20 protein-coding genes and 1 pseudogene are annotated in these 26,965 nt (G+C 74.7%); 5 read left to right on the top strand and 16 right to left on the bottom strand.

The window, feature by feature from the left end; genetic code table 11:
• Window positions 1–89: 89 nt before the first annotated feature.
• Genes IE241_RS02785 through IE241_RS02775 form a run of 3 tightly spaced genes read right to left on the bottom strand, consistent with a single transcriptional unit; the run spans window position 90 to window position 4,362 of the window.
• Entirely contained in the window at window positions 90–2,105 is a 2,016-nt protein-coding gene (locus IE241_RS02785) for a DUF5107 domain-containing protein (RefSeq protein WP_190019930.1), read from the bottom strand.
• A 31-nt stretch (window positions 2,106–2,136) separates the two neighbouring features.
• Window positions 2,137–2,787 carry a GNAT family N-acetyltransferase gene (locus tag IE241_RS02780; protein ID WP_190019929.1) on the bottom strand — a complete coding sequence of 217 codons (651 nt, stop codon included), beginning with the start codon at window positions 2,785–2,787 and terminating at the stop codon, window positions 2,137–2,139.
• Between the two features lie 45 nt (window positions 2,788–2,832).
• Window positions 2,833–4,362, bottom strand: a complete 1,530-nt coding sequence (locus IE241_RS02775; RefSeq protein WP_190019928.1) for a hypothetical protein — start codon at window positions 4,360–4,362, stop codon at window positions 2,833–2,835.
• A 360-nt stretch (window positions 4,363–4,722) separates the two neighbouring features.
• Between IE241_RS02775 and IE241_RS02770 the strand changes: the two genes are divergently transcribed.
• A complete protein-coding gene (locus IE241_RS02770; protein WP_190019927.1) occupies window positions 4,723–5,121 on the top strand; it encodes a hypothetical protein in 399 nt (132 codons plus the stop codon).
• A 50-nt stretch (window positions 5,122–5,171) separates the two neighbouring features.
• Here IE241_RS02770 and IE241_RS02765 read toward each other — a convergent pair whose 3' ends face one another.
• From IE241_RS02765 to IE241_RS02710, 13 genes and pseudogenes are all read right to left on the bottom strand, one after another.
• Window positions 5,172–5,750 (bottom strand): WD40 repeat domain-containing protein, encoded by a 579-nt coding sequence (locus tag IE241_RS02765; protein ID WP_190019926.1) that lies wholly within the window; start codon window positions 5,748–5,750, stop codon window positions 5,172–5,174.
• 199 nt (window positions 5,751–5,949) lie between these two features.
• Window positions 5,950–7,290, bottom strand: a pseudogene (locus IE241_RS33990) (CHAT domain-containing protein); the annotation flags it as partial.
• Between the two features lie 71 nt (window positions 7,291–7,361).
• Window positions 7,362–8,072 (bottom strand): hypothetical protein, encoded by a 711-nt coding sequence (locus IE241_RS02760; RefSeq protein ID WP_190019925.1) that lies wholly within the window; start codon window positions 8,070–8,072, stop codon window positions 7,362–7,364.
• A 250-nt stretch (window positions 8,073–8,322) separates the two neighbouring features.
• The gene (locus IE241_RS02755) at window positions 8,323–9,048 is read right to left on the bottom strand and encodes a 4'-phosphopantetheinyl transferase family protein (RefSeq protein ID WP_190019924.1); all 726 of its coding nucleotides are present in this window, start codon (window positions 9,046–9,048) and stop codon (window positions 8,323–8,325) included.
• Window positions 9,048–13,160 carry a non-ribosomal peptide synthetase gene (locus tag IE241_RS02750; protein ID WP_373300547.1) on the bottom strand — a complete coding sequence of 1,371 codons (4,113 nt, stop codon included), beginning with the start codon at window positions 13,158–13,160 and terminating at the stop codon, window positions 9,048–9,050. The genes IE241_RS02755 and IE241_RS02750 overlap by 1 nt, the downstream gene beginning before the upstream one ends.
• A complete protein-coding gene (locus IE241_RS02745; protein ID WP_058042512.1) occupies window positions 13,157–13,387 on the bottom strand; it encodes a phosphopantetheine-binding protein in 231 nt (76 codons plus the stop codon). Before IE241_RS02745 ends, IE241_RS02750 begins: the two co-directional genes overlap by 4 nt.
• Window positions 13,388–13,392: 5 nt before the next feature.
• Window positions 13,393–14,025 (bottom strand): isochorismatase family protein, encoded by a 633-nt coding sequence (locus IE241_RS02740; RefSeq protein WP_190019923.1) that lies wholly within the window; start codon window positions 14,023–14,025, stop codon window positions 13,393–13,395.
• 78 nt (window positions 14,026–14,103) lie between these two features.
• On the bottom strand, window positions 14,104–15,765 hold the full coding sequence (locus tag IE241_RS02735; protein ID WP_190020419.1) for a (2,3-dihydroxybenzoyl)adenylate synthase: 1,662 nt from the start codon (window positions 15,763–15,765) through the stop codon (window positions 14,104–14,106).
• 2 nt (window positions 15,766–15,767) lie between these two features.
• Window positions 15,768–16,988, bottom strand: coding sequence for an isochorismate synthase DhbC (gene dhbC, locus IE241_RS02730; RefSeq protein WP_373300546.1), 1,221 nt, complete (start codon window positions 16,986–16,988; stop codon window positions 15,768–15,770).
• 272 nt (window positions 16,989–17,260) lie between these two features.
• Window positions 17,261–18,040, bottom strand: a complete 780-nt coding sequence (locus IE241_RS02725; RefSeq protein WP_190019922.1) for a 2,3-dihydro-2,3-dihydroxybenzoate dehydrogenase — start codon at window positions 18,038–18,040, stop codon at window positions 17,261–17,263.
• 222 nt (window positions 18,041–18,262) lie between these two features.
• Entirely contained in the window at window positions 18,263–20,254 is a 1,992-nt protein-coding gene (locus IE241_RS02720) for a S9 family peptidase (RefSeq protein ID WP_190019921.1), read from the bottom strand.
• Window positions 20,255–20,260: 6 nt separating this feature from the next.
• Window positions 20,261–21,709 (bottom strand): M20/M25/M40 family metallo-hydrolase, encoded by a 1,449-nt coding sequence (locus tag IE241_RS02715; RefSeq protein ID WP_190019920.1) that lies wholly within the window; start codon window positions 21,707–21,709, stop codon window positions 20,261–20,263.
• On the bottom strand, window positions 21,702–22,538 hold the full coding sequence (locus IE241_RS02710; RefSeq protein WP_190020417.1) for a M55 family metallopeptidase: 837 nt from the start codon (window positions 22,536–22,538) through the stop codon (window positions 21,702–21,704). The genes IE241_RS02715 and IE241_RS02710 overlap by 8 nt, the downstream gene beginning before the upstream one ends.
• A gap of 428 nt (window positions 22,539–22,966) precedes the next feature.
• Between IE241_RS02710 and IE241_RS02705 the strand changes: the two genes are divergently transcribed.
• From IE241_RS02705 to IE241_RS02690, 4 genes are read left to right on the top strand one after another with little or no spacing between them, the layout of a single operon-like run.
• Complete coding sequence (locus tag IE241_RS02705) at window positions 22,967–23,818, top strand: alpha/beta fold hydrolase (RefSeq protein ID WP_190019919.1); 852 nt, start codon at window positions 22,967–22,969, stop codon at window positions 23,816–23,818.
• Complete coding sequence (locus tag IE241_RS02700) at window positions 23,815–25,401, top strand: amino acid adenylation domain-containing protein (protein ID WP_190019918.1); 1,587 nt, start codon at window positions 23,815–23,817, stop codon at window positions 25,399–25,401. The genes IE241_RS02705 and IE241_RS02700 overlap by 4 nt, the downstream gene beginning before the upstream one ends.
• A gap of 52 nt (window positions 25,402–25,453) precedes the next feature.
• Entirely contained in the window at window positions 25,454–25,717 is a 264-nt protein-coding gene (locus IE241_RS02695) for an acyl carrier protein (RefSeq protein ID WP_190019917.1), read from the top strand.
• Window positions 25,714–26,928 (top strand): acyl-CoA dehydrogenase family protein, encoded by a 1,215-nt coding sequence (locus IE241_RS02690; RefSeq protein ID WP_190019916.1) that lies wholly within the window; start codon window positions 25,714–25,716, stop codon window positions 26,926–26,928. The genes IE241_RS02695 and IE241_RS02690 overlap by 4 nt, the downstream gene beginning before the upstream one ends.
• Window positions 26,929–26,965: the final 37 nt, after the last annotated feature.

The following is a 26,965-nucleotide window of genomic DNA, read 5'->3' as shown; positions in this document are numbered from 1 at the left end:
CGGTCGGTCAAGAATGAACGGTCCAGAAAGCGCGGCCGGGAAGGACGACCGGGAGGGGCGACCGAAATGTCCGGGAGGAGGCAGGAGGCCTACGGAGCCGGCCGCATCCTGAAGTCGTACTGCCGGGGCAGCCGCTGTGCACGCGCGCGTGCACGGATCTCCTCCGTGACGGGACCCTCGCCCGCCAGCAGCCGCGCCTCGATCGCGTACCAGGTCTCGCCGAGGGACTCGTCGCCCTCGCGCAGGTCCTCCACCTCGAAGCCGCGGTCGAAGATCTCCCGCGCGGCCGTGGCATCGCCCTGCGCGAGCAGCACCCGGGCCCGCAGCAGCCGGAAGCGGCCCCGCTCGCGGATGCCCGGGCGCAGGCCGTCCAGCACGGCCCCGGCGTCGTCCGCCCGGCCGGCGGCCAGCAGGGCCTCCACCGCCTCGCGGCCGAGCGAGGCCATGGCCGCCGTCCACGAGGCGCTCTCGCGCTGCTCCTCGCGGGCCGCCTCGAACGCCTCCAGATAGCGGTCGGCGGCGCGCTCGGGATGGCCGTCCTCGGCGTCGGCGAAGGCCAGGCAGCGCTTCGCCCACCACAGGCGGCCCGCCGCCTCCCAGGCGCGGACGGCCTGCGAGCGGTCGCCGGTGTGCCAGCGGGCGACCCCGAGGTGGTAGGCGCCGCAGGGGTCGTCGTCGCCGATCGTCTCCAGCAGCTCGCGCCAGCGGGCCGACACGAGCGAGGGGCCGGGCGGCAGGCCCCGGACGGGCCGCGGGAACTCCCCCCGGCGCAGGAACTCCAGCCAGGGCTCCTGCTCCTCCCCCGGCGTCTGCGGGCCGAAGGGCGTGCCCGGCAGGTCGTAGTGCCCGCGCTCGGCCTCCAGGGCGCCCCAGCCGGAGCCGGTGTGCAGGCTCTCCTTCGGCTCGGCGTCGGCGTACGGGCGCCACGCCGCGTACGCCGCGTCCACGTCGGCGCGGGGCAGGGCCGCTTCGAGCCGGGCGGCCACCTCGCCGCGGGCCGCCGCCCAGTCGGCGCCGTGCACGGCGGCGGGGTCCGCGGCCAGCGGGCCGTAGGCCTCCAGCCAGGCGAACGCGCCGCCCGCCTCCAGCGGCACGTGCTCCAGCTGGGTACGGGCGAGCCCGGCCTGGATCTCGGCGTAGCCGCCGGTGCCGGGCTGCGTGAGCCACTCCTGCCAGCGCCGGCCACCGCGGCCCGAGCCCCAGACGAAGAGCTTGCGGCCGCGCAGCAGGTCGGTCGAGGTCTGCACGAGGCCGTGGCCGCCGGCGTCGAGGGAGGCGATCCAGCGGCGCTCCGCGCCGGGCACGTCGTAGAAGAAGTCGGAGGCGTGCGTGCTGTTCGGGGGATACGTGCGGTCGGCGCCGTCCCACTCGGGCACCGGGATCCGGCTCAGGCTGCGCTCGTAGCCGAACCGCCAGGCCGCCTCCGCGGGCGCGAGCACGCGCGTGCCCGCCTCCTCGGGGACGGCGATGTTGGACCACCAGTACACGGGGGCGGGCCGGTCGTGGGGGTTGCGGATGCGCACGCCCACGTAGAGGAAGTCCGAGCCGTCGGGCAGCCACAGGTCGACCTGGAACGGCAGGTCGCGCAGCCGCTCCCACTCCCACAGGCGCAGCATCTGCCCGCCGTCGGGGGCGGGCACGCGGGCCGCGTGCAGCGGGGCCACGGACAGCGTCGTGTGGCCGGTCGCGCCGATGTTCCACTCGATGCCGCCGGAGAACCAGGCGCCGTTGAGCGCGAAGTGGGCGGGCTGCAGGACGGGGTTGGAGTAGAGCAGTCGGCGGCCCGTCGGCTTGTGCTCCAGGGAGTGGACGCGGCCGCCGAGGCCGGGCAGGACGGTGGCGCGCAGCCGGTCGTTCTCGATGACGATCGCGTCGAGGTCGGTGAGCGCGCGCCTGCGGGTGTAGCCGTCGCGGCGGCGCACGGGCAGCAGGGACCGCAGGGGCGCGTGGCCGGCCTGGCGGGCCATGTCCGCGGGCAGGGCCCGGCGCTGCTCCGCGCCGATGCGGTGGACGTCGGCGGCCGTGCGCAGGGACGGCAGCGGATCCTCCGCGCCGAGCGGGGCGGCGGGCAGGGACAGCACGGCGCGTCGGATGGTCGTGGGCACGGCAACCTCTCTCAACCCTGGTGGTCCGGTCTCATTCCCGGTGGTCCGGCAGCATGTCCGCTTCCCGGTGGTCCGGCAGCATGTCCGCTTCCCGGTGGTCCGGCAGCATGTCCGCTTCCCGGTGGTCCGGCAGCATGTCCGCGGTGATCGCCCAGCGTTCGTGGTCGCGCCACGCCCCGCCGATGAAGAGGAACTCCGGGGAGAAGCCCTCCAGCCGGAAGCCGTGCCGCTTCACCAGCGCGAGCGACGCCGTGTTGCCCGGCTGGATGTTCGCCTCCAGGCGGTGCAGGCCCAGCGGGCCGAAGGCGTGGCGCAGGACGAGCCCGAGGCCCTCGCTCATCAGGCCGCGGCCGGCGGACGGCGCGAACGCGCCGTAGCCGAGCGCGCCGCACTGGAAGGCGCCGCGCACGATGTTGTTGATGTTGACGAAGCCCGCCGGGCGGCCGGAGTCCCGCAGGCACACGAGGAAGCCCGCCCGCTGCTCGCCGTCGAGCCGGGCGGCGTACTGCGCGAAGCGCTCCTCGGTGGCGGGCATGGACAGCCACGGGTGGTGCAGGCCGGCGCTGGCCCGCACCAGACGGGTGAACTCCGGGCCGTCCTGCGGCGTGACGGCCCGGATGGCGACCCGCGGCCCCTCGGCGAGAGGGCGGGCGTCGGCGTCGGTCGTCTCGTGGTCGGGCACCGCTTCATCGTACGGTCCGGGCGGCGCCGCGGGGAGGAGCCGTGATCACACCACCACCGGGCGGAGGTCCGGGCCGACGACGTGCGACGGGGGCGGCGGGCCGGCCTCGTCGTGGAAGAAGTGGGCCCCGTACCAGACGACGAGGTCCTGGCCGTCCACGGACTCGCCGCCCACGAAGTCGCCGAGGTGGGCGCGGGTGTCCGAGGGCCGCCCGTCGTCGATCTCCGTGCCGCGGTAGCGCAGCACCCACAAGTCGGCCACGCCGTAGGCGTCCGCCGTGCCGTCGTGGGCACCCGGCACCAGGGCGTAGCCCCGCCCCGTCGCCGGGGCGACGACGCGCCACTGCCGGTGGCCGGCGGGGTTGCGGGTGCGCCGGGTCTCCAGGCGGACGGGCGTCCAGCCGGTGGCGTCGTCGAACTCGTCCACCCGGTTGGCGGTCGAGCCTCCCACGTCCAGGTCCAGCCGCCAGTACACGTGGTGCGTGTGGGCCAGGCAGGTGCAGGGGTTGGTGACGGCGGCGAAGCCGAAGCGCGGCCGGATCACCCCGTCGTCGGCGAGCCGCCACTCGGTGACGTAGCGGTACCAGCCGGCGGCGAGTTCGCTGACGATGCGCAGCCCGGTGCCGTCGTGGAAGAAGGCGACGCCGCGAAAGTTGCCCCGGTCGCTGCCGGTGTCGAGGATCGTGCGCGGCGCGGAGGTGCACAGGCGGTAGCCGGGGCCGACGGGGTCCGCTCCGGTCGCGTTGAAGCACACCTCCTGGTTCGCCCAGTCGCGGAAGGGGCCGCACAGGTCGCCCCTGTAGCGCACGTTCAGGATCGGCGCATGGGCCTGGTAGAGGACGCGTTCGCCCTTGTAGTCGACGAAACGCAGCTCGGCGCCGGAGCCGTTGACGCCGGAGGAGGTCCTGGGCCGGTTGACCACCAGGTTCCACAGCTCGGTGCTCCCGCGGCGCACCCTGACCCGGACGGCCCGCGGACCGCCGGACGGGTCGGGGCAGTTGTCGTCGGGCGGGGTGGTCAGGCAGTCCAGGACGGAGGGGGCGGACACCCCTTCCGGGGCGGGGATCACCGTGCCGTCCTTCGTACGGACGCCGACGATGCGGTGCTTGATCTCGCCTCCGGGGGTGCGCAGGCCCACGGTGACGACGCGGTCCACGGTGCCGTCGGCGTGGGTGATGTCCGCGAGCGGCGGCATGGGGCGGTACGCGAGGGCGCCGTCGGTCGCCAGCTGCGGCCCGAACTCGTCGTGTCCGCGGACGGCTTCGACCGCCCGGTCGAACTCCTCCCGGCCGGGCAGGGGACTAAACCGCACCGAGCGCGCGGTCGCCCCCGCCAGGTCGCCGAGCCGGCCGGTGACCTCGACCGAGCGGTAGGCGTCCGGGTCGTGGACGACGGCGCGGAACGGCGCGTCGGCCCCCGGATCCTTCTCCAGGAGCCGGAAGTCGGCGACGCACAGCCGGGGTCCGCAGATGCGCTCGCGGACGGCGGGGAGGGCGATGAGGTCCCCGGCGAGGGACGCGGCCGTCGCCGTGCCCTCTTGGTACGGTTCGATGGTGATCGTGATCGGGTCGGGCACGGAAGCCCCCTCTGCCTGATGTCACCCGATGGGCACACTGCTCGGTCCACAGTGCCCGCGAACCGGACAAGCAGGGCATCCACCGTACGAGGGGCGCGGGGGTGACGTGCCGGGCGCATCGATGCAAGAGCCGCGCCCCGGAAACAGGCCTACGGCAGCAAGCAGTTCACCCATGCGTACCGGGAGCCCCACCGCTCCCGGGCGTCAGCCACTCCACGGAAGCGGCTTCACTTCCGCACGCCCCCGCGGTACCCACCATCGCTCCCTGCACTCGATCACTCCTTCCTCCGTAGCTTGTGGATCCGGAGCTTCCGCATCCCCCGGGAAGCCGCCCACAGCTTCACGACACAGGAGGTCGGCATGAAGCGCACCATCATCCTCGCCATGGCGGCGGTCGCGGCCCTCACCGGCGGCGTGGTCACCACCGCCTCGGCGGAGAACGCCGCCGACGACAAGCCCGTCGCCGCCACCGACAAGGCACGGGAGTTCGCCGAGGACGGACCGGAGATCGGCGGCTTCGACCCGGTGGAGGGCGCGGCCCTGAACGTGGCACCGCAGACCAACGGCCGCGCCTTCGTGGCCTGCCCGGCCGGCCGGGTGCCCAGCGGAGGCGGCGGGAAGACCAGCGGCATCCGCATCTTCTTCACCGACTCCTTCCCCGAGGGCAACGGCTGGGTGATCCGCGGCACGAACACCAATCCCGTGGGCGGAGCCACCGAAACGATCAGAGCGGTCGTCGTCTGCACCGCCCCGCGCTGATCCCCCTGCAGGGGTCCCCTTGCGATGAGCCCGGCGCGCCCCCGCCGGGCTCATTCGCACGCCCCCGGCACCGCCGTCAGCTTCACCGTCTTGTCCTCGCTGCCGCTGGCCAGCCAGCCGCCGTCCGGGCCGAACGCCACGCAGAAGACGGTGTGATGGTGCTGCACGCGCAAGGCGCGGGTGCCGTCCGCGACGGCCCACACGCCCGCCGTGCGGTCCGCGGAGGCGGTCGCGAGCCAGTGGCCGCCGGGGCTGAACGCCACGTCCTTCACGGCGTCCCCGTGCCGCACGAGCAGGAGCTGATGGCCGCTGTCCGCGTCCCACACGCGGACGCAGCCGTCGTCACCGGCGGTCGCCAGCCGGGCGCCGTCGGGGCTGAACGCGACGGCCTTGACCGCGTGGTCGTGGCGCAGGCGCAGCAGCGCATCGCCGCCGAGCGACCACACCCGTACCGAGCGGTCCGCCGAGGCCGAGACGAGGCGCGCGCCGTCCGGGCTGAAGGCCACGTCCGTCACGACCTGGTCGTGGGTGATGCGCAGCATGGGGTCGCCGCTGGTGGAGTCCCACAGCCGGACGGTGCGGTCGGCGGAGGCGGAGGCGACGCGGAAGCCGTCGGGGCTGAAGGCCACGCCGAAGACGACGTGGTCGTGGCGCAGGCGCAGCAGCTCCTCGCCGTTGGAGGAGGCCCAGACGCGGACGGTGTTGTCGGCGCCCCCCGGTGACGAGGCGGCGGCCGCCGGGGCTGAAGCCGGCGGCGAAGACGGACGAGAGCCAGCCGCCCACCGGCTGCTCCCAGATCCGGTTGCCGGTCAGGGCGTCCCAGACCCGGACCCGGTTGCGGGACCCGGTGGCCAGGCGCCTGCCGTCGGGGTGGAAGGCGAGCGCGTGCACCCATTGACGGGTGTCGAGGACGCGCGAGGTGATCACCGCGCCGGGCGCCGCGGGCGCCGTGGGGGCCGCGCGCGGCTTCGGCGGGAGGGCGGCGGACGGGCCGTCCGGGCTGTCCGGACCGTCCGGACCGTCCGCGCCGTACGGGCCGGGCAGCGGCACCGCCGGGCCCGCGTCCGCCCAGGCCGCGGGCATCTCGAAGAGGCGGGCGTCCCCGCCGCGCAGGTAGAGCACCGGGGTCGCCCACTCCAGGCTGTCGTCCTTGTCGACGACGAGGGCGATCCGGCCGACCCGCACGGCCTCGTCGACGGTGCGGCCCTGGGCCAGCGCCTGGTAGAAGGAGGCGGCGAAGCGGGTGGCCGCCTTGTCGGTGACGGCGAACTGCATGGCGACGACGGCCGGTACGGTCCGCACGAGCACGGCGGCGGTGCTGGAGAAGAGGTCCTCGGCGTTGCCCATGCCGCTCTGGCAGCTGTTGAGGATCACCAGCTGGGGCCTGGGCCGGGCCACGCTGAGGAGCGAGGCGAGGGCGGAGGCGTGCAGGTGGTGCTCGCGCCCGTCGGCGTCGGCCAGGGTGATCATGCCCTCGTGGCGCTCGGGGTCGTACGCGCCGTGCCCGATGAAGTGCAGGACGTGGCAGCCCCGCAGCAGCCTGCGGGAGAGGTCGTCCGCGGTCCTGCCGGGCACCCAGTCGAGGTCGACCAGCCCGCGCTCGGTCAGCGGGCCCAGCGCGACGGCGAGCGCGGCCCGCTCGCTCTCGGCGTCCAGGGGAGCGCGGGAGCGGGGCAGCGAGGTCATGCCGAGCACTCTCAGGGGCGGGTCGGAGCGCAGCGGGGCGAGGGGCTCGGGGAGGTCGACGTAGCGGACGAGGGGCCGGTGCAGGCACAGGTACTCGCCGAGGTCCTCGTCGTAGAGCAGCTCCCAGGGCAGGGAGGCGAGTTCGGGGGCGCGGATGCGCAGGACCACGCGCAGTGCCTCGTCGCGCTCGCCGGCGCGCTGGCGGCTGGCGAGGTAGAGACCGCGCAGGTGTCCGCCGAACACGGTGCGGAAGAGCCGTTCCCCGACCTCCCGCACGGGCCGCTCCAGGCCGAGCGCCGCCGCGCGCGGTGTCACGGAGGAGGCGAGGACGGCCCGCTGGAGGTCGGCGAGGCGGGCGCCGATGGCGTCGGTGTCCAGGGCGACGGAGAGACTGCCTTCGCCGGCCGGTGAGGAGACGGCCACCGTGTACTGCCCGCCGGGCCCGCCGCTGACCTCCAGCACGAAATCGGCGGCTCCGTGCATCACGGCTCCCGGAATGCACGGGAAGAATTCACCATTCTGCTTTCTCGCTTTCCCGGGCGGTCGTCGCTTTCTCAGGCGGCCGTGCCCGTGTCCCTGCCGTGCAGCGGGCCGGCCGTCACCCACCAGGCACACAGCCGCCCGTAGGAAGCGAAGGGGGCATGCGCCTCCGCGACGATGTTCAAGTCCTCACTGGACCAGGTGAGATAGACGTCGCCGTCGGAAGTCTCGTAACAGGCGAGATCACCGACGGTCTTTCCGCCGACTTTGTACTTCTGCCGTCCGCCGAGCGGGACCGAGGGATCGCACGCGTTGTGCGTGATCTCGCCACCGCTCAGCAGCCTGTCGAATCCGCCGCTCATGCTGATGTTGTCCACGAACTGGGCGTAGATCACGGGAAATCCGCCGGGCGGTGTGCAGGCGACGACGGCGGTGACGGACGGCGGGAACCTGGACATGTCGCCGTCGGAGCAGCTGGGGCGGATGGCGTCGGGTACGCGGTCGAGCAGGGCGGCCGTCGCCGGAGTGCGGGCGGGACCGGGAGCCGGCGTCGTGGGCGGCACGACCGGCGCCGAGGTAGGCGGTACGACCGGCGCCGAAGAGGGCGGCGCGGAGGGTGGCGCGGAGGGCTGCGAGGACGGCTGCGAGGACGGTGCCGAGGACGACGGCTGCGTCGTCACCACCACGGGCCCGGGCGGCCCCTCGCCGGAATTGCCGTTGGTCAGCAGGACAATGCTCGTCACCACGAGCACGGCCCCGAGCAGGGCCGCCGTGGAGCGGATCACGGGACTGATCCGGGGAAAGGAGATTTCCCTGACCGAAAATCCGCTGCCGAGCAGGGAGATGAGGACCATGAGGCCCCCGAAGACGAATAAGATGATCGAAGCAGAGGTCGGCATGGTTCCCCCCGACGCGCGACATGACCCTCCGCGGAACAGTCAGGTTATAGGTAATTCAGATGCCTGCCCTCGGGTCGTGCGCCGCTTATTCAGCCGTTCACCACTGCACGCCCCTGGAATGCGCTCCGCGCCCCGTTCAGCGCGGGGCGTTCATGACCGCGACCGCAATCGCCGCCGCATACCCGGGCACGGCGGGCACGTCCTCCAGTGCCCACCCCGCGGGCGAGGCCGGAGCGGGCCCCGTGCCGACGTACGTCACCGACGGGTTCTCCGACAGGCCCGTGCCGGTGCCCTTCAGATAGGCCTCCTTGCGCGTCCAGCAGCGCGCGAAGGCCTCCGGGAGCCGCGCCGCGGGCAGCGCGGCCAGCTCGGCGGTCTCGGCCGGGTGCAGGACGCCCGCCAGCTCCCGGGCCGTCTCGGCGGGCTGCACCTCCTCCACGTCCGCGCCGACGGGCGTGTCCGCGAAGGCGAAGAGCGCGAGGTCGCCCGCGTGCGAGAGGTTGAAGTGCAGGGGTGCACCGGCGGCGGCCGGCCGGCCGTGCGGCCCGCCGCAGCCGGGACAGGGCTCACGCACCAGCGCGACCGCGGCCGGGTCGGTGCCCAGATAGGCGCCGAGGAGCAGCCGCAGCCCGATGTGCGAGGCGACGTAGCGCTCGCGGTGCAGCTCCCGTACGAACGCGGCGGCGCGCGCCCGCTCCCCGGCGTCGAGGACCCGCTCGGGGTTCTGCACGGGCCCGGGCAGGGAGCCGTCGGTCCGCAGGAGCCACACGTGCGGCGGGCCGGGCGTCCACAGCCCGGGCAGCGGGTCCTCGCCGAGGACCCGGGGCACGGTGGTGCTGCCCGGCCCGTCGCTCACGCGCATCAGCTCTCCCCCAGGTGGCGGGTCACCGCCTCGGCGACCTCCGCGGCCGGCCCCGGCCGCGTCATGTGCGCGTGCGGGCAGGCGACATCGCGGTTGATCACCCTACCCGTGACGTAGGGGCGCCATGCCTCCCGCGTCACGGAGCCGGCCGGGGCCGTGTCCGCCGCGGTGAAGAAGAGGACGTCGCCGTCGAAGACGCGGTGCGGGTGCCGTCCGGCCAGGGCCGTCGTGGTGAGCGCGACGTCGACCGCGGACTGCAGCGTCCGGCCGGTCAGCGCGGCGAAGGGACCGCCGTCCGCGCGGAGGGCGGCGAGCACACCGTCCCGCGTGAGGGCTCCGCCGCCGCGGGCGCAGCCGGCCATGTCCAGCAGGGCGCCGAGGACGGCCTGTTCCTCGAACGCGGCGGCCACGGGGTAGGCGTCGAGCATCGCGAGCAGCTCGACCTTCTCCCCGGCCTCCTGCAGCCGTACGGCCACGGCGTGCGCGAGGACGCCGCCCGCCGACCAGCCCAGCAGCCGGTAGGGGCCGTGCGGCCGGGCCTCCCGGATGCGGTCGGCGTGGTCCGCGGCCATCTCCTCCAGCGTCGCGGGCAGCGCCTCGCCGGGCGCGAACCCGCGCGCCCGGAGCGCGTGGAGGGGCTGGTCGGGGCCGAGGCCTGCGAGCAGCCCGGTGTAGCACCAGCCGAGGCCGGCGGCCGGGGGCAGGGCGAACAGGGGCGTACGGCTGCCGGTGGCGCGCAGCGGCAGGACGAGCTCGGGCGCGGCTCCGGCGGACGCGGCTCCGGCGGGCTCGCCCAGCCTGCGGGCGAAGGCGGCCGGGGTCGGGGCCCGGAAGAGGGTGCCCATGGCGAACGGGCTCTCCTGTCCCTCCTGTCCCTCCTCTCCCCCGTCCCCCGCTGCGTCGCCGAAGACGTCCCGGACGCGGGCGACGAGGCGCGCCGCGAGCAAGGACGTGCCGCCGAGGGCGAAGAAGCCGTCGTCGACGCCGACATGGGGCAGCCCGAGGACCTCCGCGAACAGGCGCGTCAGGGTCTCCTCGCGGGGCCCGGCGGGGGCCCGCCCCCCGGCATCGGCCTGCGGGCCGGGCGCGGGGAGCGCGGCGCGGTGCAGCTTGCCGTTGGGGCCCGTGGGGAAGGCGTCCAGGACCACGACGGCGCTCGGCACCATGGCCTCGGGCAGCTGCGCGGCCAGCATCTCGCGCAGGGCGTCCGGGGCGGGCCGCGGGAGGGTGCCGGCCTCGGCGGCGGCATCCGCCGAGACCGGAGTCACGTAGGCGACCAGGCGGCGGTCGCCGGGCCGGTCCTCGCGGACGACGGCGCAGGCCGCCTGCACGCGGGGGTCGGCCAGCAGGACGGCCTCGACGCCGTCGGGTTCGATGCGGCGCCCGTGCAGCTTGACCTGGCGGTCGGTGCGGCCGAGGTACTCGGCCTCGCCGTCCTCCCGCCAGCGGGCGAGGTCGCCCGTGCGGTACATGCGCGCGCCGGGCCCCGCGAAGGGGTCGTCCACGAACCGTTCGGCCGTCAGGTCCGGCCGTCCGAGGTATCCGGCGGCCAGCTGGGCGCCCGCCACGTAGAGCTCGCCGGGGATGCCGGGCGGGCAGGGCTGCAGGGCCGCGTCGAGGATGTAGAGGCGGGTGTTCCAGACGGGCCGCCCGATGGGGACGGGCCCGGTCTCGCCCGGCCGGCAGGTGTGGTGGGTGACGTCGACGGCCGCCTCGGTCGGGCCGTAGAGGTTGTGCAGGGCGGTGCCGGGGAGCAGCCGGTGGAAGTCCTCGGCCGTGGCGCGCGGCAGGACCTCGCCGCTGCTGAAGACGTGCCGCAGGCCGGTGCAGGCGGCCGCGCCGGGCGCGGCGAGGAAGAGCTGCAGCACCGAGGGCACGAAGTGGGTGACGGTGACGCCCTGTTCGCGAATGGTGCGGGCGAGCTCCGCGGGGTCGCGGTGGGCTCCGGGCCCGGCCAGGACGAGGGTGGCGCCCTCGCGCAGCGGCCAGAACAGCTCCCACACGGAGACATCGAAGCCGGCGGGGGTCTTGTGCAGGACGCGGTCGCCGGGGGCGAGCGGGTACTGCGCCTGCATCCAGCGCAGCCGGTTGTCGATCGCCGAGTGCGGGACGACGACGCCCTTGGGGGCTCCGGTGGTGCCGGAGGTGTGCAGGACGTACGCGGGGTGCTGCGGGGTCAGGGCCCGGCCGGGGTCGGTGGGCAGGTGCGCGGCCAGCGCCTCGCCGAGCGCGGGGTCGTCGAGCGCGACGACGGGCACGGGCCCGGCGGGCAGGGCGGCGGCGGGCAGGGCGGCGGCGGGCAGGGCGGCGGCGGGCAGGGCGGCGGCTCCGGCGCGGTCGGTCACGACGCACACCGGTGCGGCCGTCTCCAGCATCTCGCGCACGCGCACGGCCGGGTCCGCGGTGTCGAGCGGCATGTACGCGCCGCCCGCCTTGAGGACGGCGAGCAGGGCGACGACGAGCTCGGTGGAGCGCGGCAGGGCGACGGCGGCGAGGGTGCCCGGAGCGACGCCGAGCGTGCGCAAGTGGCGGGCGAGGCGGTTGGCGCGGGCGTTGAGCGCGGCGTAGGTGAGGGTCCGGTCGCCGTCGACGAGCGCGGTGGCGTGCGGGGTGCGGGCGGCGCGGGCCTCGACGGGGCCGACGAGGGTCGTGGGCGGCACCTGGGTCGCGGTGTCGTTGAACTCCGTGAGGACGCGCTCGCGCTCGGCTCCGGTGGCCAGCGGCAGGCCGCCGAGCGGCAGGTGCGGGTCGCGCTCGGCGAGGCGGGTCAGCAGGTCGAGGAAGCGGGCCTGGTGCGCGGCCAGTTCCTCCTGGGCGTAGCGGGCGGGGTTGGCGTCGTAGTCGATGCGCAGGCCGCTGCCGTCGGCGCGGTCGTAGATGCCGACCGTGAGGTCGTCGACGGGCCCGGGGGCGAGGTTGTGCGCGCCTGCGCGGGCGCCGGCGAAGGTGAGCCCGTAGTCGAACGGCATGACGTTGACGAGCGGGCCGGTCAGCGGCCGGCCCTCGCCGAGGAGGCCGAGGTCGCGGCGGATGTCCTCGTAGCGGTAGCGCTGGTGGCGGCGGGCGGCGCGGATGCCGAGGACGGCCTGGTGGACGAGTTCGGCGAAGGTCGCGGCGGGGGTCACGGTCAGGCGCAGCGGCAGCACGTTCATGACCATGCCGGGGACGCGCAGGGCGACGGAGCCCATGCGGCCCATCATCGGCAGGCCGAGGACGACGTCCTCGCTGCGGGTGGCGCGGGCGACGTAGAGGGCCTGGGCGGCGAAGAGGACGTCGGTCCAGGTGGCCCGGACGGACGCGGCCAGCCGGCGCAGCCTGTCGGTCGCCTCGGGCGCGAGGTGGGCGGTGGCGCGCAGGTGGCCGCGGGAGGGCAGGGCGGGGCGGGCGGAGGGGCCCGCGGAGGCGAGGCTCGGTGCCTCGGGGCGGTCGGCGAAGGTGGTCAGCCAGTGGGCGCGGTCGCGGGTGCGGGTGGCGGACTCGCGGTAGGCGGCGTCCTCGGCGACGAGGTCGGCGAGCCGGCCGAAGGGGCTCGGGGCGGGGTCCTCACCGGTGGCCAGGGCGGTGTAGAGCTCGGCGACGCGGCGGGCGACGAGGGAGTAGCCGTAGCCGTCGAGGACGGCGTGGTGGACGCGCTGGTACCACAGCCAGCGCTCGTCGCCGACGCGGAGGAGGGCGTGGGAGAAGAGCGGGCCGCGGGCGAGGTCGAAGGGCTCGGCGAGGTCGGCGTGCATCCAGGCGAGGGCGGCGGCGTCCGGGTCGCGCTCGGCGCGCAGGTCCGCGGTGTGCAGCGGGAAGCCGTGGCCGGGGGCTTCGACGGCGATGGGGAACTGGCGGGGGCCGTCCGGGGTGTCGGCGATGCGCACGCGCAGGGCGTCGGCTTCGCCGACGGTGCGGTGCAGGGCCTCGGCGAAGCGCGCGGGGTCGATGTCGCCGTGGATCTCGAGGTATTCGGCGGTGCCGAGGGCGGGGCTGCCGGGGTCGAGTGCCTGGGCGAACCACATGCCCGACTGGGCGGCGGTCAGGGGGAGCCCCTCCGGCGCGGGGGACCGTCCCGCGCCGGAGGTGCCGGGCAGGAGGCGAGCCCCCGCCCGGTCGAGGGTGCGGGCGTTCACGTCCCCGCCCCCAGCAGCGGTGCCCACTGCTCTATGGCCGGCTGCTCGGCGAGGGCCACGAAGGTGACCTCGGTGCCGTGGTCGCGGCGCCAGCGCTCGACGAGGGTCATGATGCGGACGGAGTCGAGCCCGTAGTCGACGAGGTTCTCGTCGTCGGGGATGTCGGCGGGGTCCTCGCCGAGCACGTCGGCGACGTCGGCCCGGATCTGTTCGAGGGTGAGTGCCATGGGTGTTACGCCCCTTCGAAGAGCCGGTCGGTGGTGGTCACTACGGCGCACTTGGCGGCTGCCCAGCGCAGCGCCATGGCGTGGTCCTCGGCCGAGAAGTCGGCGACGGCATCGGCCACGAGGAAGGACTGGATGTCGCGCATCCAGGCGTCGCAGGCGCTCATCATGACGCCGATGTGCGCGTACACGCCGACGATGATCAGCTGGTCGCGGCCCTGGGCGGCCATCCGCTCGGCGAGGTCGGTGCGCACGAAGGCGCTGTACTTCCACTTGGTCAGGACCGTGTCGGCGCCCGTCGGCGCGACGGCGTCGGCGATGGCCTTGGCGCGCTCGTCGTCCGGCAGGCCCGGGCCCCAGAAGTCCTGCTGCAGACCGCGCTCGGCGGGGCTCTGGCCGCCGGGCTGGGCCGAGTAGACGACGGGGACGCCGAGGCGCTCGCAGTCCTTCTTCACCGCGGCGACGTTGGCCAGCAGCTCGGTGACGGGCGAGGCCCCGGCCTCGAACGCGTCGAGGAAGTAGTTCTGCAGGTCGTGCACGAGCAGCACGGCGCGGCCCGGGTCGACGGTCCAGCCGACCTTGTTCGCGGGCAGGTCGGCGGCCCGCGGCATGGGATAGGGGGCGATGGCAGGCAGTGCCATGGTGGTCGGTGAGCCTTTCTCGGTGCTTCTCGGTGCTTCTCGGTGCTTCTGTGTACTTCTCTGTACTTGTCGGCGTGCTCAGTGCTGTGCCGCTGCTGCGGCGGCGACCTGTGCGGCGATGGCCGCGCGGAGGTCCTTCTTCGACACCTTGCCGATGCCCGTCTGCGGGAACTCCGTCACGAACTCCACCCGGTCGGGGACCTTGAAGGCGGCGAGTCCGCGCTCGCGGACGAACTTCTTGACGGCGAGGGACTTCACGGGTGCGGCCCCTTCGCGCAGGACCACGTAGGCGCAGGTGCGCTCGCCGAGGTAGGCGTCGGGCATGGAGACGACGGCGACGTCGTGTACGGCCGGGTGGGCGAGGATGTGGTTCTCGATCTCCTCGGCGGCGACCTTCTCGCCGCCGCGGTTGATCTGGTCCTTGGCCCGTCCCTCGACGACGATGTGGCCCGTCTCGGTCAGCCGGACGACGTCGCCGGTGCGGTAGAAGCCGTCGGCGGTGAAGGCGGTGGCGTTGTGCCCGGGAGCCCGCCAGTAGCCGCGGATGGTGTACGGGCCCCGGGTGAGCAGGTGGCCGGTCTCCCCCGCGGGCAGGTCGTCGTCCTCGTCGTCGACGATACGGATCTCGTCGTCGGGCGAGATCGGGCGGCCCTGGGTGGTGACGATCGTCTCCTCGGGGTCGTCCAGGCGGGTGTAGTTCACCAGGCCCTCCGCCATGCCGAAGACCTGCTGGAGGGTGCAGCCGAGGGCCGGGCGCACCCGGCGCGCCGCCTCCTCGCTGAACTTCGCGCCGCCCACCAGCAGGACCTGAAGGCTGCTCAGGTCGTGCGGGGTCTGCGCCGCGGCCTCGGTCCACACGAGGGCGAGCGGGGGGACCAGGCCGGTGATCGTGACGCCCTCGGCCTCGATGAGCGGGAAGGCCACGTCGGGGCTGGGGCGGGGGGCGAGGACGACGCGGGCGCCGGCGTAGAGCGCGCCGAGGGTGCCCGGGGAGCTCAGGGGGAAGTTGTGGGCGGCGGGCAGCGCGCAGAGGTAGACGCTGTCCTCGTCCACGCCGCAGATCTCGTTGGAGCCCCACAGCGAGTAGATGTAGTCGTCGTGGGTGCGCGGGATGAGCTTGGGCACGCCCGTGGAGCCGCCGGAGAGCTGGAGGAAGGCCAGCTCGTGCGGGGCCGGGGCGTCCGGGACGGCCACGGGCTCGGCGGTGGCCTCGGCCAGGGCGGTGTGCTCGCCGGGCTCGCCGGCGACCAGGACGTGCTTGAGAGTCGGGACCTCCGCGCGGATCTTCGTGGCCAGCTCGCGGTAGTCGTAGCCCTCGCTGACGTCGGGTATGACGTAGGCGGCGGCCTCGGTGAAGGCGCAGAAGTGGCGGATCTCGGTCTCGCGGTGGGCGGGCAGCGCGAAGACGGGAAGGGCGCCGATACGGAAGAGCGCGAAGACGACCTCGAAGAACTCGGCGACGTTCGGCAGCTGGACGACGACGCGGTCGCCCTTGCCGATGCCGCGGGCGAGGAGGCCTGCGGCCAGCCGGTCGGCGCGCAGGTCGAGCTCGCCGTACGTCCAGCGCCTTCCCTCCCCTGCGGGGTCCACGATGGCGACGCGGTCCGGGTGCGCCTGCGCGCGCTCGCGCAGCATCTGCCCGAACGTTTCTCCGCGCCAGTAGCCCGCCGCGCGGTAGCGCTCGGCGAACTCGGCCGGATAGCCCGGAGCGTCGGGCGTCTCCGCACCGGTGTCGTGCATGGTCACTGGTCAACCCCCACAGCCTGCAGGAACGTCTGGAACTTGGCGCCGGTCTCGGCCGTCTCGGCCTCCGGCGAGGACTGCGCGACCACACCCGCCCCGGCGTACAGCCGCAGGGTGCGCTCCTCCGCCTCGGCACAGCGGATGGTGACGACCCATTCGCCGTCGCCGTTCGCGTCGCCCCAGCCGACCATGCCCGTGAAGAAGCCGCGGTCGAAGGGCTCCAGCTCGCCGATGACGTCGCGCGCGGTGGTGGTCGGGGTGCCGCAGACGGCGGGCGTGGGGTGCAGCGCGGAGGCCAGCTCCAGCGCGGACACCGCCGGGTCGGCCGGCTCGCCGGTCACGGTCGTCGACAGGTGCCACATGGCGGCCGTGCGCACCAGCGTGGGCCGCTCGGGCACGTGCAGGCTGCGGCAGTACGGGGCGAGGGCCTCGCGGACGGCGTCCACGACGACCGCGTGCTCGTGCAGGTCCTTCTCCGACTGCAGGAGGGCGGCGGCGCGGCGGACGTCCTCGGCGAGGTCGGCGCTGCGCGGCGTGGATCCGGCCAGCGGGTTGGCGACCAGGGTGCCGCCGCGCCGGGAGACCAGCAGCTCGGGGCTCGCGCCGAGCAGGGTGCGGCCGGGGCCGGTGGGCAGGGCGAAGGTGTAGCCGGCCGGGTCGCGGCGGGCGAGGCGCTGCAGCAGGGCGGGCAGGTCGATGTCGCGGTCGGAGGAGAGCTCCAGGGTGCGGGCGAGGACGACCTTGGCGAAGTCGCCGCGCTGCATGCGGCGGACGGCCTCGGCGACCGCGGCGCCGTAGCCCGCGGGCGCGGGCACGGGCCGGACGTCCCAGCGGGCGGCGCCGGGGGCCGCGGCGGGCAGGGCGATCAGCGGGTCCTCGCCGAGCGGCGGCGCCCAGCGGACGGCCTCGGGCACGGCCAGCGCGGCGGGCGCGCCCTGGTCGAAGGGGACCGCGCCGACGACGACCGGCGCCTCGTCGCCGGCCAGCAGGCGGGCGTCGAGAGTCTCGGCCACGCGCTGCGCCACGGGGGCGGCGCCGTGCGGCACTTCGGCCCGGGTGCCGTGGGCGAGGAGGGTGCGGGTCGGGGAGGCGAAGAAGCGGGCGCGCCCGGGCTCGTAGGCGTCGAGGAGCGAGGTGGCGGCGCCGACGATGTCACCCCCGACGGGGGCGCCGGGCTCGCTGCCGCCCGGCCGATCCGCGACGTGGTGAGCGGTGGTCACCTTTGCTGCTCCGTTCCTCCGGTGGGTCGCACCGGGTGGGTGTTTCGTGAAGTGTCCGGGTGGGGGCCGGCCTTGTGGGCCGTCGGTGCCCCTGACCCGCCCTTTCGCCGTTTCCCGGGGGCGAGCCCCCGGCCCCCCGCACCGCGCTGCGCGCGGATTCCTCAGCCGCCGGACGGGCTCAGATTTCTTGAGCCCGTCCGGGGGCACCTCCCAGCGTCAGCCGGGGGAGACCGAGGACCGGGGTCCGGGGCGGAGCCCCGGAGACGGTGCGCTCAGGCGCGCAGCGTCGCGCCCCCGTCGACGTACAGGTCGTGCATCGTGATGTGCCGCGCACGGTCCGAGACGAGGAAGGCGACGGCGTCCGCGATGTCGGACGGCTCGGCGATCCGGCCGAGGGGGATGCCGACGCGGTACGACTCGGGGTCGCCCTCGATGACGCGCAGGGGCGCCTCCTCGTCGGCCCACAGCCCGCGCTGCATGGCGGTGTCGGTGGAGCCGGGCGAGACGACGTTGCAGCGGATGCCGCTGCGGGCCAGTTCCAGCCCGAGGCACTTGGTGAACATGGTGGCGGCGGCCTTGGAGGCGGCGTAGGCGGCCATGCTGGTGCGCGGCACGCCGGCGGCGTTGGAGCCGACGGTGACGATGCAGCCGGAGCGGCGCTCCGTCATGCGGCGGGCGGCGGCGCGGGAGGCATTGAAGACGCCGGTGGAGTTCACGGCGAAGGTGCGGTGCCAGGTGTCGTCGGTGATGTCGACGACGGGCGAGGTGCGCAGCACCCCGGCGACGTTGACGAGGATGGCCAGGGGGCCGAGGGTGTCCTCGACCTCCGCGACGACGGCCTCGACGGCGGCGCTGTCGGCGACGTCCGCGGTGTGGGCGGTGACCTTGTCACGGCCGAATTCGGCCTCCAGGTCCTTGATGCCGTCCGGGGTCCAGTCAAGGGCCGCGACGCGCGCTCCCCGGGCGACGAGGGCGCGGGTCACGGCCTCGCCTATGCCCTGGCCGGCGCCGGTGACCAGCGCGATGCGGCCGGAGAGTTCTGACTGCTGCACTTGCGGTTCCCCCGATTCCCAATTCGAACTAAGGTAAGCCTTACCTTACATGACCCGCACGGCCGGATCGAACGGCCGCACGGAGGGGGCGCCTTGCCTCATCCGTGCGCGGGGGCGCACGAGCAAGGCTTAGGTTAGGCTAACCTCACGCTCTTGCCTATAGGGGGGTGGCCCCCGACTGCCCGGGCGGCCACCCCCCTAGAGGGCGCAGGTTCCGGCCCGTCAGGTCACGAGCTCCAGCACCGCCACGCCCGGCGCGGTGACCCCGAAGGTCTGCGCATACAGGGACAGTTCCGCCTCCAGCGCGCGCACGACCGTGGCGGCCCGGCGGAAGCCGTGCCCCTCGCCCTCGAAGGCGATATAGGTGTGCGGCACCCCGCGGCCGGCCATCGCCGCCAGCAGCCGCTCGCTCTGGGCGGGCGGGCAGACGGGGTCGGCCAGCCCCTGCAGCAGCAGGAAGGGTGCGCAGATCCGGTCCGCCCGGTGCAGCGGCGAGCGCTCCCGGTAGCGCTCGGGCACCTCCTCCCGGGGGCCGATCAGCGAGTCCAGGTAGCGCGACTCGAAGTCGTGCGTGCCGCCCTCCGCCGTCCAGGTCTCCGGATCCAGCACCGGGTAGAGGATGGTGCCGCAGGCGTAGAGCGAGCCGGCGGCGAGCGAGGCCGCCGCCGTCCAGCCGCCCGCGCTGCCGCCGCGAATCGCGATCCGGGCCGGGTCGGCGATGCCCTCGCGGGCCAGCGCCGCGGCCACCGCCGCGCAGTCCTCGACGTCCACCACGCCCCACTGCCCCCGCAGCCGCTCGCGGTACGCGCGCCCGTAGCCCGTCGAGCCGCCGTAGTTCACCTCGGCGACGCCGATGCCGCGGGAGGTGAAGAAGGCGACGGCCAGGTCGAGCACGAGGGGCGTGCGGGCGGTGGGGCCGCCGTGCGCCCACACCACGTACGGCGGCAGCTCTCCGTCCGGGGCGCTGTGGTCGGGGCTGTGCGGCGGGTGGAGGTGGGCGTGCACCTCGCGCCCGTCCGGCCCGCCGAAGGTGCGCGTCAGCGGCCGCGGGTAGTAGGCGGGGTCCACGCGGTCGGTGTGCCGGGCGCCGACCGCCCGGGCCCGGCCCGTGCAGACGTCGAGCTCGACGACCTCGTACGCGCTGTACGGGCTCGCGGCGACCCCCACGGCGCGGGTGCCGGTCACCGCCAGGGTCGGCGCCCACTCGGTCCACGGCCCGGCCACGTCCGCGATCTCGCCGCTGCGGGGGTCGAGGACGCCGAGGACGGCGGCGCCGCGGCCGTGGAGGGCGGCGACCAGCCCTCCCGGCAGCGGCGCGAACCAGCGCTGCCCCACGCGCCACAGCGGCCCCGCGAACTCCTCCTCGCGGCGGCACAGCGCCGCGCTCTCCCCCGTCGCCGGGTCGACGCGGTAGAGGTTCCACCAGCCGGTGCGGTCGCTCGCCGCGACCAGCGAGCCGTCCTCGGCCCACTCCACCTGGGCGACGGACTCCGCGGGCCCGCCCATGACCGTACGGGCGTCCGGGAGCCGGCCGTCCGCCGAGACCTGAGCGGTCTTCAGCTCGCTGCCCTCCCAGGGCATCCGGGGGTGGTCCCAGGCGATCCAGGCGGCCTGCCGCCCGTCCGGGGAGATCCGCGGCCCGGTGACGAAGCGGTTGCGGCCGTCGGTCAGCTCCCGTACGGCCCCGCGGTCCTGTGCCGCCGAGCCGTCCAGCGGGACGGCCGCGAGCAGCCGGCGCACGTCGCACGGCCCCTCGCCGGTGAACTCCTCCAGCACGCACCACACCTCGCCGCGGCCGGGCAGCAGCACCGGATCGGCCCAGCGCAGCCCGCCGCCCACCGAGGAGACGGGGGTCAGGGGCCGCGGGGCGCCGCCGCCCGGGGCGTCGGGCTCGAAGGCGTAGAGCCGCTGGTCGGCGAAGTGGGTGAAGACCACCAGCGGGCCGCCGGAGGCGCGGGCCACCGCCGCCCACGGCAGGCCGCCGTACTCCAGAACCCTGTTGCGCACGTTCCAGGGGGCGGGCAGCACCGTCTCCTCGGCCCCGCTCGCCCGCCGCCGCACGAGGGTGAAGCGGCCCTCCTCCGCCGGGCGTGGTGCGGCCCACCACAGCTCGTCGCCGACCGTGCCCACGAAGTCCGGTCCGCCGCCGGCCGACGCGGCGAGCTCCGCACCGACCGGGGACTGCCAGGCTCCGTAGGGCGCCGTGGTCACCATGATCTGTTACGCCTCCTCGAAACGGCCCGCGGGGCCGCGTTCCATCAGAAAGTGGTCCAGCACCCGGACGCCGAAGTGCAGTGCGTCGCAGGGCACCCGCTCGTCGACGCCGTGGAACAGCGCCTGGTAGTCGAAGTCCGCGGGCAGCTTCAGCGGGGCGAATCCGTAGCAGTCGATGCCCAGCCGCGAGAACTGGTTGGCGTCGGTGCCGCCGGACATGCAGAACGGCACCACGTGCCCCCCGGGGTCGAAGCGCTCCAGCGCCTCCTGCATCCGGGCGAACAGCGGGGTGCCCAGCGGGGCCTGCAGCGCCCGCCCCCGCTGGTAGTACTCCCACTCCACGTGCGGCCCGGTGAGCTCGTCCAGCGTGGTGCGGAACTCCTCCTCGCCGCCCGGAACGACGCGCCCGTCCACGTGCCCGACGGCGGCCCCCGGGATCACGTTGACCTTGTAGCCCGCGTCCAGCATCGTCGGGTTGGAGCTGTTGCGGACCGTCGAGGCCAGGAGCCGGGACGCGGAGCCCAGCTCCTCCAGCAGCGCGTCGACGTCGAAGCCGGGCGCGCCGGGGTCGGCTTCGACGCCGTGCAGGGCGGCGATCTCCACGAGGGCGGCGTGCACGACCGGGGACAGCCTCACCGGCCAGCGGTGCCGGCCGATCCGCGCCAGCGCCTCGGCCAGCCGGGTGACGGCGTTGGCCTGATTGGGCTTCGAGCCGTGGCCCGCCCTGCCGCGCGCCGTGAGCTTGAGCCAGGCCGTGCCCCGCTCCCCCGCCGCCACGGGGTACAGCCGCAGCCCGCCGTCCGCGTGGAAGGTGTAGGCGCCCGACTCGCCGATCGCGTACCGGCAGCCCTCGAACAGGCCCGGGTGCTCCTCGGCCAGGAAGGCGGCGCCCGTCCAGGCGCGGTCCTCCTCGTCGGCGGTGAAGGCGAGCACGATGTCGCACGGGGGCCGGGCGCCGGCGCGCGCCCAGGCCCGTACGACGGACAGGACCATGGCGTCCGTGTTCTTCATGTCGACGGCGCCGCGGCCCCACACCACGCCGTCGCGGACCTCGCCCGAGAAGGGGTGGACGCTCCACTCGGCGGGGTCGGCGGGGACCACGTCGAGGTGGCCGTGGACGAGCAGTGCGGGGGCGCCCGGATCGGTGCCCGGGACGCGGGCGACCACGTTCGTCCGGCCCGGCTCCTTCTCCAGCAGCACCGGCTCGATGCCGGCCTCGCCCAGCGCCGCCGCCACGTACTCGGCGGCCTCCCGTTCCCGGCAGTCGCCCGCGCCGCGGTTGGTCGTGTCGATACGGATCAGGTCGGAGGTGAAGCGCACCGCCTCGTCGAGGGCGCGCTCGTCCACCCGGACGGCCGCTCCCTGCGCTCCCTCCACCGCCTCCGCCCGTACCGGCCCTTCCGGCCCTTCCGTCTCTCGGGTCTCTCGGGTCTCTTCCGTCGTGATCTCAGCCATACTGCTCCTCCACCGCGGCCGACACGACGGTCGTGACCGCCTTGAAGCAGCGGATGCCGTCGTACATGGTCGCCGAGGTGTACGAGACCCGGCGCTCGCCGCTGGGCACGACGCCCGGGATCACCGTCGCCGCCCCGGCCAGGTGGTCGGCGTCGAACTCGATGTCGACGGTGAACGGGCCGCCGCCGGCCCTGGGCTCGTACCGCACGGCCAGGGCCGTCGCCTCCCGGGCCGCGGCCCGGATGTCCGCGGCCGTGCGCGCGGGGGTGCGGCAGACGGCCGCATAGCGGGAGACGCAGTCCTTCACGGCCACCGAACGGGCCAGCGGGGCATATCCCTTGGCGTCCGCACAGGTCAGGTCGTCGCCCGTCACCAACACCACGGGAACACCGTATTCCGCGACGACGAGGGAGTTGAGCAACCCCTCGCTCGCCCGCGCGCCGTCCACCCAGACGCCGGTGATCGTGTTGGCGAGGTAGGTGTGGGCCAGGACGCCCGGGGTGCCGGCCCCCGTGTGATAGCCCACGAAGGCGATGCCGTCGACATCGCCGTGCTGCACGCCCTCGACCATGCTCAGGGTCTTGTGCTTGCCGGTGAGCATCTGGGCCCGGTCGTCCAGTTTCTCCAGCAGCAGATTGCGCATGCTCCAGTGCGCTTCGTTGATGACGACCTCGTCGGCGCCGCCGTCGTAGAAGCCCGCGACGGCCGCGTTCACGTCCGAGGTGAACAGATGGCGGCACCGTTCCCACTGCGAGGCGCCGGGCAGCACGTCGGCCGGCCAGGTGACGCCGGTCGCGCCTTCCATGTCCGCGGAGATCAGGATCTTCACCATGCATCAGTCCTACCGCAGGTGGCAGGCGGCCGCACGGGTCCTGGCAGCACTCGCCGCAACGGGCTCGCGGAGGGCTCGGCCGTCCGGCGGACCGAGCCGGGACGGGTGCCCTGACCGGGGCCGCGGCGACCACCGCGCTCGATCAGACGTTCGGCGCACCGCGGAAAACGCCACGGGATTCTCTGCGAACTCCGCAGGGCGGTGGAGGAAGACGCCGGACCGCCATGGAGGAAAACCTCCATGGACAAACGGGGGAATTACACATTCCAAGGATTGCCGCATTTTACCACGCGCGCCGGGACGGTTGAGTCAACTCCATGAATACATAAAGCAGTTGACGTCGTCATTGACCTTCGCAATTATCGGTTCCCGGCGACGGCCGGCGCTTCCTTTCGGGCAACCGGCCCTCACACCAAGGACTCTTCATGCCCACCATCGAGATTTCCCGAGGGCCCGTCGAATACACCGCCCTCGAAGGCGACCCCGAAGCCGCCCCGCTCGTCCTCCTCCACGAAGGCCTGGGCTGCATCGCCATGTGGCGGCGCTTCCCGGCCCGCCTGGCGGCGGCCACCGGCCGCCGCACCCTGGTCTTCTCCCGGCACGGGCACGGAAGTTCGGGCCCCGCGCCGCAGGAGCGCACCCCGCACTCCCTGCACGAGGAGGCCCGCGACGTCCTCCCCGAGCTGCTCGCCCGGCTCGGCATCCACCGCCCCGTGCTCGTCGGCCACAGCGAAGGCGCCTCGATCGCGCTCCTGCACGCGGCCGCGCACCCCGTCGAGGCCGTCGTCGCCATCGCCCCGCACCTGTTCGCCGAGCCGCAGACGCTGCGCGGCGTCGCCGCGGCCCGCGCGTCCCACGCATCCGGGCCGCTCGCCAAGGAGCTGGCCTTCTACCACCAGGACCCGCTCACGGTGTTCCGGCGCTGGAGCGGGCTGTGGCTCTCCGACGCCTTCCGCGGCTGGGACATCGAGGGCGATCTGGCCGGCGCCACCGCCCCCGTCCTCCTCGTCCAGGGCGACGGCGACCCCTACGGCACCTTCGCGCACCTCGACGCCGCCGAGCGCGGCCTCGGCGGGCCCGTGCAGCGCCTGGAGCTGGCGGGCTGCGGCCACGCCCCGCACCTCGAACGGCCCGACGACGTCGTGGACGCCGTCCACTCCTTCCTCAGCACCTCCTTCCTCGGCACCTCCCTCCTCACCACCACCTCCGGCCCCTCTCGCACCGCCCGCCCCACCGGCCCCGCCGGGCAGCCCTCGCGCCAGGAGACCCGACCATGAGCGACCTCGACGACATCCGCCTGGACGGCCTGCTCGCCACGTCCGCCCGCCGGCACCCCTCCCGCCCCGCCCTCACCGCCCGGGGCCGCACCTGGACCTACGCCGAACTCGACCGCGCCGTCGACGGGCTGGCCCGGCAGCTGCGCTCGGCCGGCCTGGAGACCGGGGACCGCGTGGGCGTCCTCGCGCCCAAGGGCCCCGAGGCGGTCCTCGGCATCTACGCGGCGCTGCGGGCCGGGGCGGTCGTGGCCCCGCTCGACGTCGCCGACCCGCCCGTCCGCACGGCCCACATGGTGCGCGGCGCCGGGATCTCCCTGCTGCTCGCCTCGGACCGCTCCCTGGAGGGCTGCCGCCGCGCCGCCGCCGAGGCGGGCGCGGGGCCCGAGCCGGACGAGGGCGCCCTGGACCACGGCCTGCACCGGATCCGCACCCTCGCCCCGGCGGACCGCCCCGCCCCGCTGCCCGCGCCCACCGACCGCGGCGGCTACGTCCTCTTCACCTCCGGCAGCACCGGCCGCCCCAAAGGGGTGCTCCTCTCCCACGCCAACGTCGCCCACTTCGCGCTCTGGGCCGCCGCCGAGCTCGGGCTGACGGAGACCGACCGCGTGGGCTCCCAGGCCGCCCTGACCTTCGACCTCACGACCTTCGACCTGTTCAGCACGGCCGCGGCGGGCGCCTGCGCCGTCCTCATGCCCGACGTCCTGCGGGCCTTCCCGCGCGACGTCGTCGGCTGGCTCCACGACCAGAGGATCACCGCCTTCTACGCGGTGCCCTCCCTCTACCAGGGCATGCTCGAACGGGGCGGCATCGCGCAGGACTTCCCGGCCTCCCTGCGCGTGGCGGCGTTCGCGGGCGAGCCCTTCGCACCGCGCCCCCTGGAGCGCTATCTGCACCTCCTGGGCGACGTGCCCTTCTACAACCTCTACGGGCCTACGGAGACCAACGTCTGCACGTACAGCCGGGTGCCCGCCGGCTGGACGGCCGACCAGGAGATCACCATCGGCCGGGCCGTCGACGGCGTCGTCGTCGTCGACGTCCTCGGCGAGGACGGCCTGCCCACCGACGGCACCGGCGAGATCCACGTCGCCGGTGCCACCGTCTTCCAGGGATACCTGCAGGACGGGACCCTCACCGACCCCACCCGAACGGTGCGCTTCCGCGACGGCGTCGCCCGCCGCGCCTACGCCACCGGCGACATCGGCCGCATCACCGCCGACGGCCGCGTCTTCCTGCGCGGCCGCGGCGACACCCAGGTCAAGCGGCGCGGCCACCGCATCGACCTGCTCGACGTCGAGAGCGCCGTGCTCGCGCTGCCCCGCGTCACCGCCGCCGCGGTCGTCGCCAAGGACGGCGCGCACCACGGCGAGATCTGGGCGTACGTCCAGGGGGGCGGCGAGGGCGGTGCGGCCGCCGAGCAGAGCTCCGAGGACATCACTGAAGAGATCACCGAGGACATCCTCGCCGGTCTGCGCGGGCTCCTGCCGCTGCGCATGCTCCCCGACCGCGTCGTCCTGGCCGCCGCCCTGCCCGTCAACGCCCGCGGCAAGGTCGACCGCCGCGCGCTCGCCGCCCGCACCGACTGATCGCCCACTACGTACTGACCACCCACTGCGTAACCCCAACGGAGGAAACGTCGTGAACACCGTAGAGGACCTCTGCACCCTGATCAGCAGCAAGATCACCTGGGGGCGCGGCGAGGAGCCGCAGCAGCTCCGTCCCGACACCCCGCTGCTCGAACAGGGCCTGCTGGACTCCCTGTCGATCATGCAGATCGTCGCGGCGCTCGACGCCCGGGCCGGCATCGTCCTGCCGGACGCCGAGATCGTCGCGGCCAACTTCCGCAGCCCTCAGGCGCTGTGGAGCGTGCTGGAGGACATCCGGGCGGGGGCCGCGCGATGAGCGCCGCCGACCGTCTGCTGCGCTCCGGTCCGCCGGGGACCGAGGCCGTGGTCGACGAGTACCGCGACCGGGCCCTGCCCCTGGTGGAGCAGCTGGCCGGGAAGGCCTTCCGCGACCAGTGGGAGGCCCTGGCCGGACTCGGCGTGCTGCGTCTGGACCCCCCGGAGCCCGGTCCCGGGGAGTCCGCGGACGACGCCGCCCCGGGGCCCGTCACCCGCTCGCTCGCCATGATCGAGGGCATCGGCCTGGCCGGCGCCGACCCCGGTGTCGTCTACGCCATGGCCTCCCAGGTGTTCGGCATGGAGTACCCGCTGCGCGCCGTGCTCCCCGCCGACGCATGGCGGTCCGTCGCCCGCATCCAGGACGGGCGGGAGCTGCTGTGCCACGCCCTCACCGAGCGCAAGGGCGGCAGCGACCCGCTGTCGATGGACACCCGCGCCCGGCGCGAAGGCAACGGCGACGGCGACCGTGACGGCAGCGACGGCGGCGGCTATGTGCTGGAGGGCGCCAAGACCTTCATCACCGCCGCCCCCGTGGCCGACCTGGCCCTGGTCTTCGCCCGCACCGAGCAGGGCCGCTCGCCCTTCGCCCTGTCCGCCTTCCTCTTCCCCGTCGCCACCCCGGGCGTGACCCGCGCCGACGCCTTCGCCAAGACCGCGCTGCCCGGCGTGCCGATGGGCGAGCTCGTCTTCGACGGGGTGCGGCTGGAGGCCGGCAGCCTCGTCGGCGGCGAGGGCTCGGGCCTGGCGATCCTCTCCTCCACCACCACGTGGGAGCGGGCCCTGCTGCTCGGCTACGCCCTCGGCCCGATGCGCCGCACCCTGCAGCGCCTGACGGACTGGGCGTCCGGGCGCGGCCACTTCGGCCGCCGCATGGGCTCCAGCCACCAAGTGGCCGCCCGCATCAGCGACATGGCGCTCGTCCTGCACCGCTCCCGCACCCTGCTGTACGCCATGGCGGCGCGGCTGGACGCGGGAACGCCCACCCGCCGGCTGGCGGCCGAGGCCGCCCTGACCAAGATCTCCGTTTCCGAGGACTACGTACGGCTGACCGAGCACGCCACCGCGCTGTCGGGCGTACGGGCCTTCATCGCCGATTCCGAACTCCCCGCCGATCTGCACAGCCCCATGGCGGCACTCACGTATGCAGGGCCCAACGACCTGCTGCGCATCGGCGTCGCCCGTGAATTCGGGCTCCCCGTCGAAAACTGATTCGCGAACCGATTCCCCAGCCGGGAATCCGATTTCC

Source organism: Streptomyces hiroshimensis (assembly GCF_014650335.1).
Taxonomy (GTDB): domain Bacteria; phylum Actinomycetota; class Actinomycetes; order Streptomycetales; family Streptomycetaceae; genus Streptomyces; species Streptomyces hiroshimensis.
The sequence above is the reverse complement of the archived record's forward strand: the minus strand, read 5'-3'. Positions and strand labels throughout refer to the sequence as shown.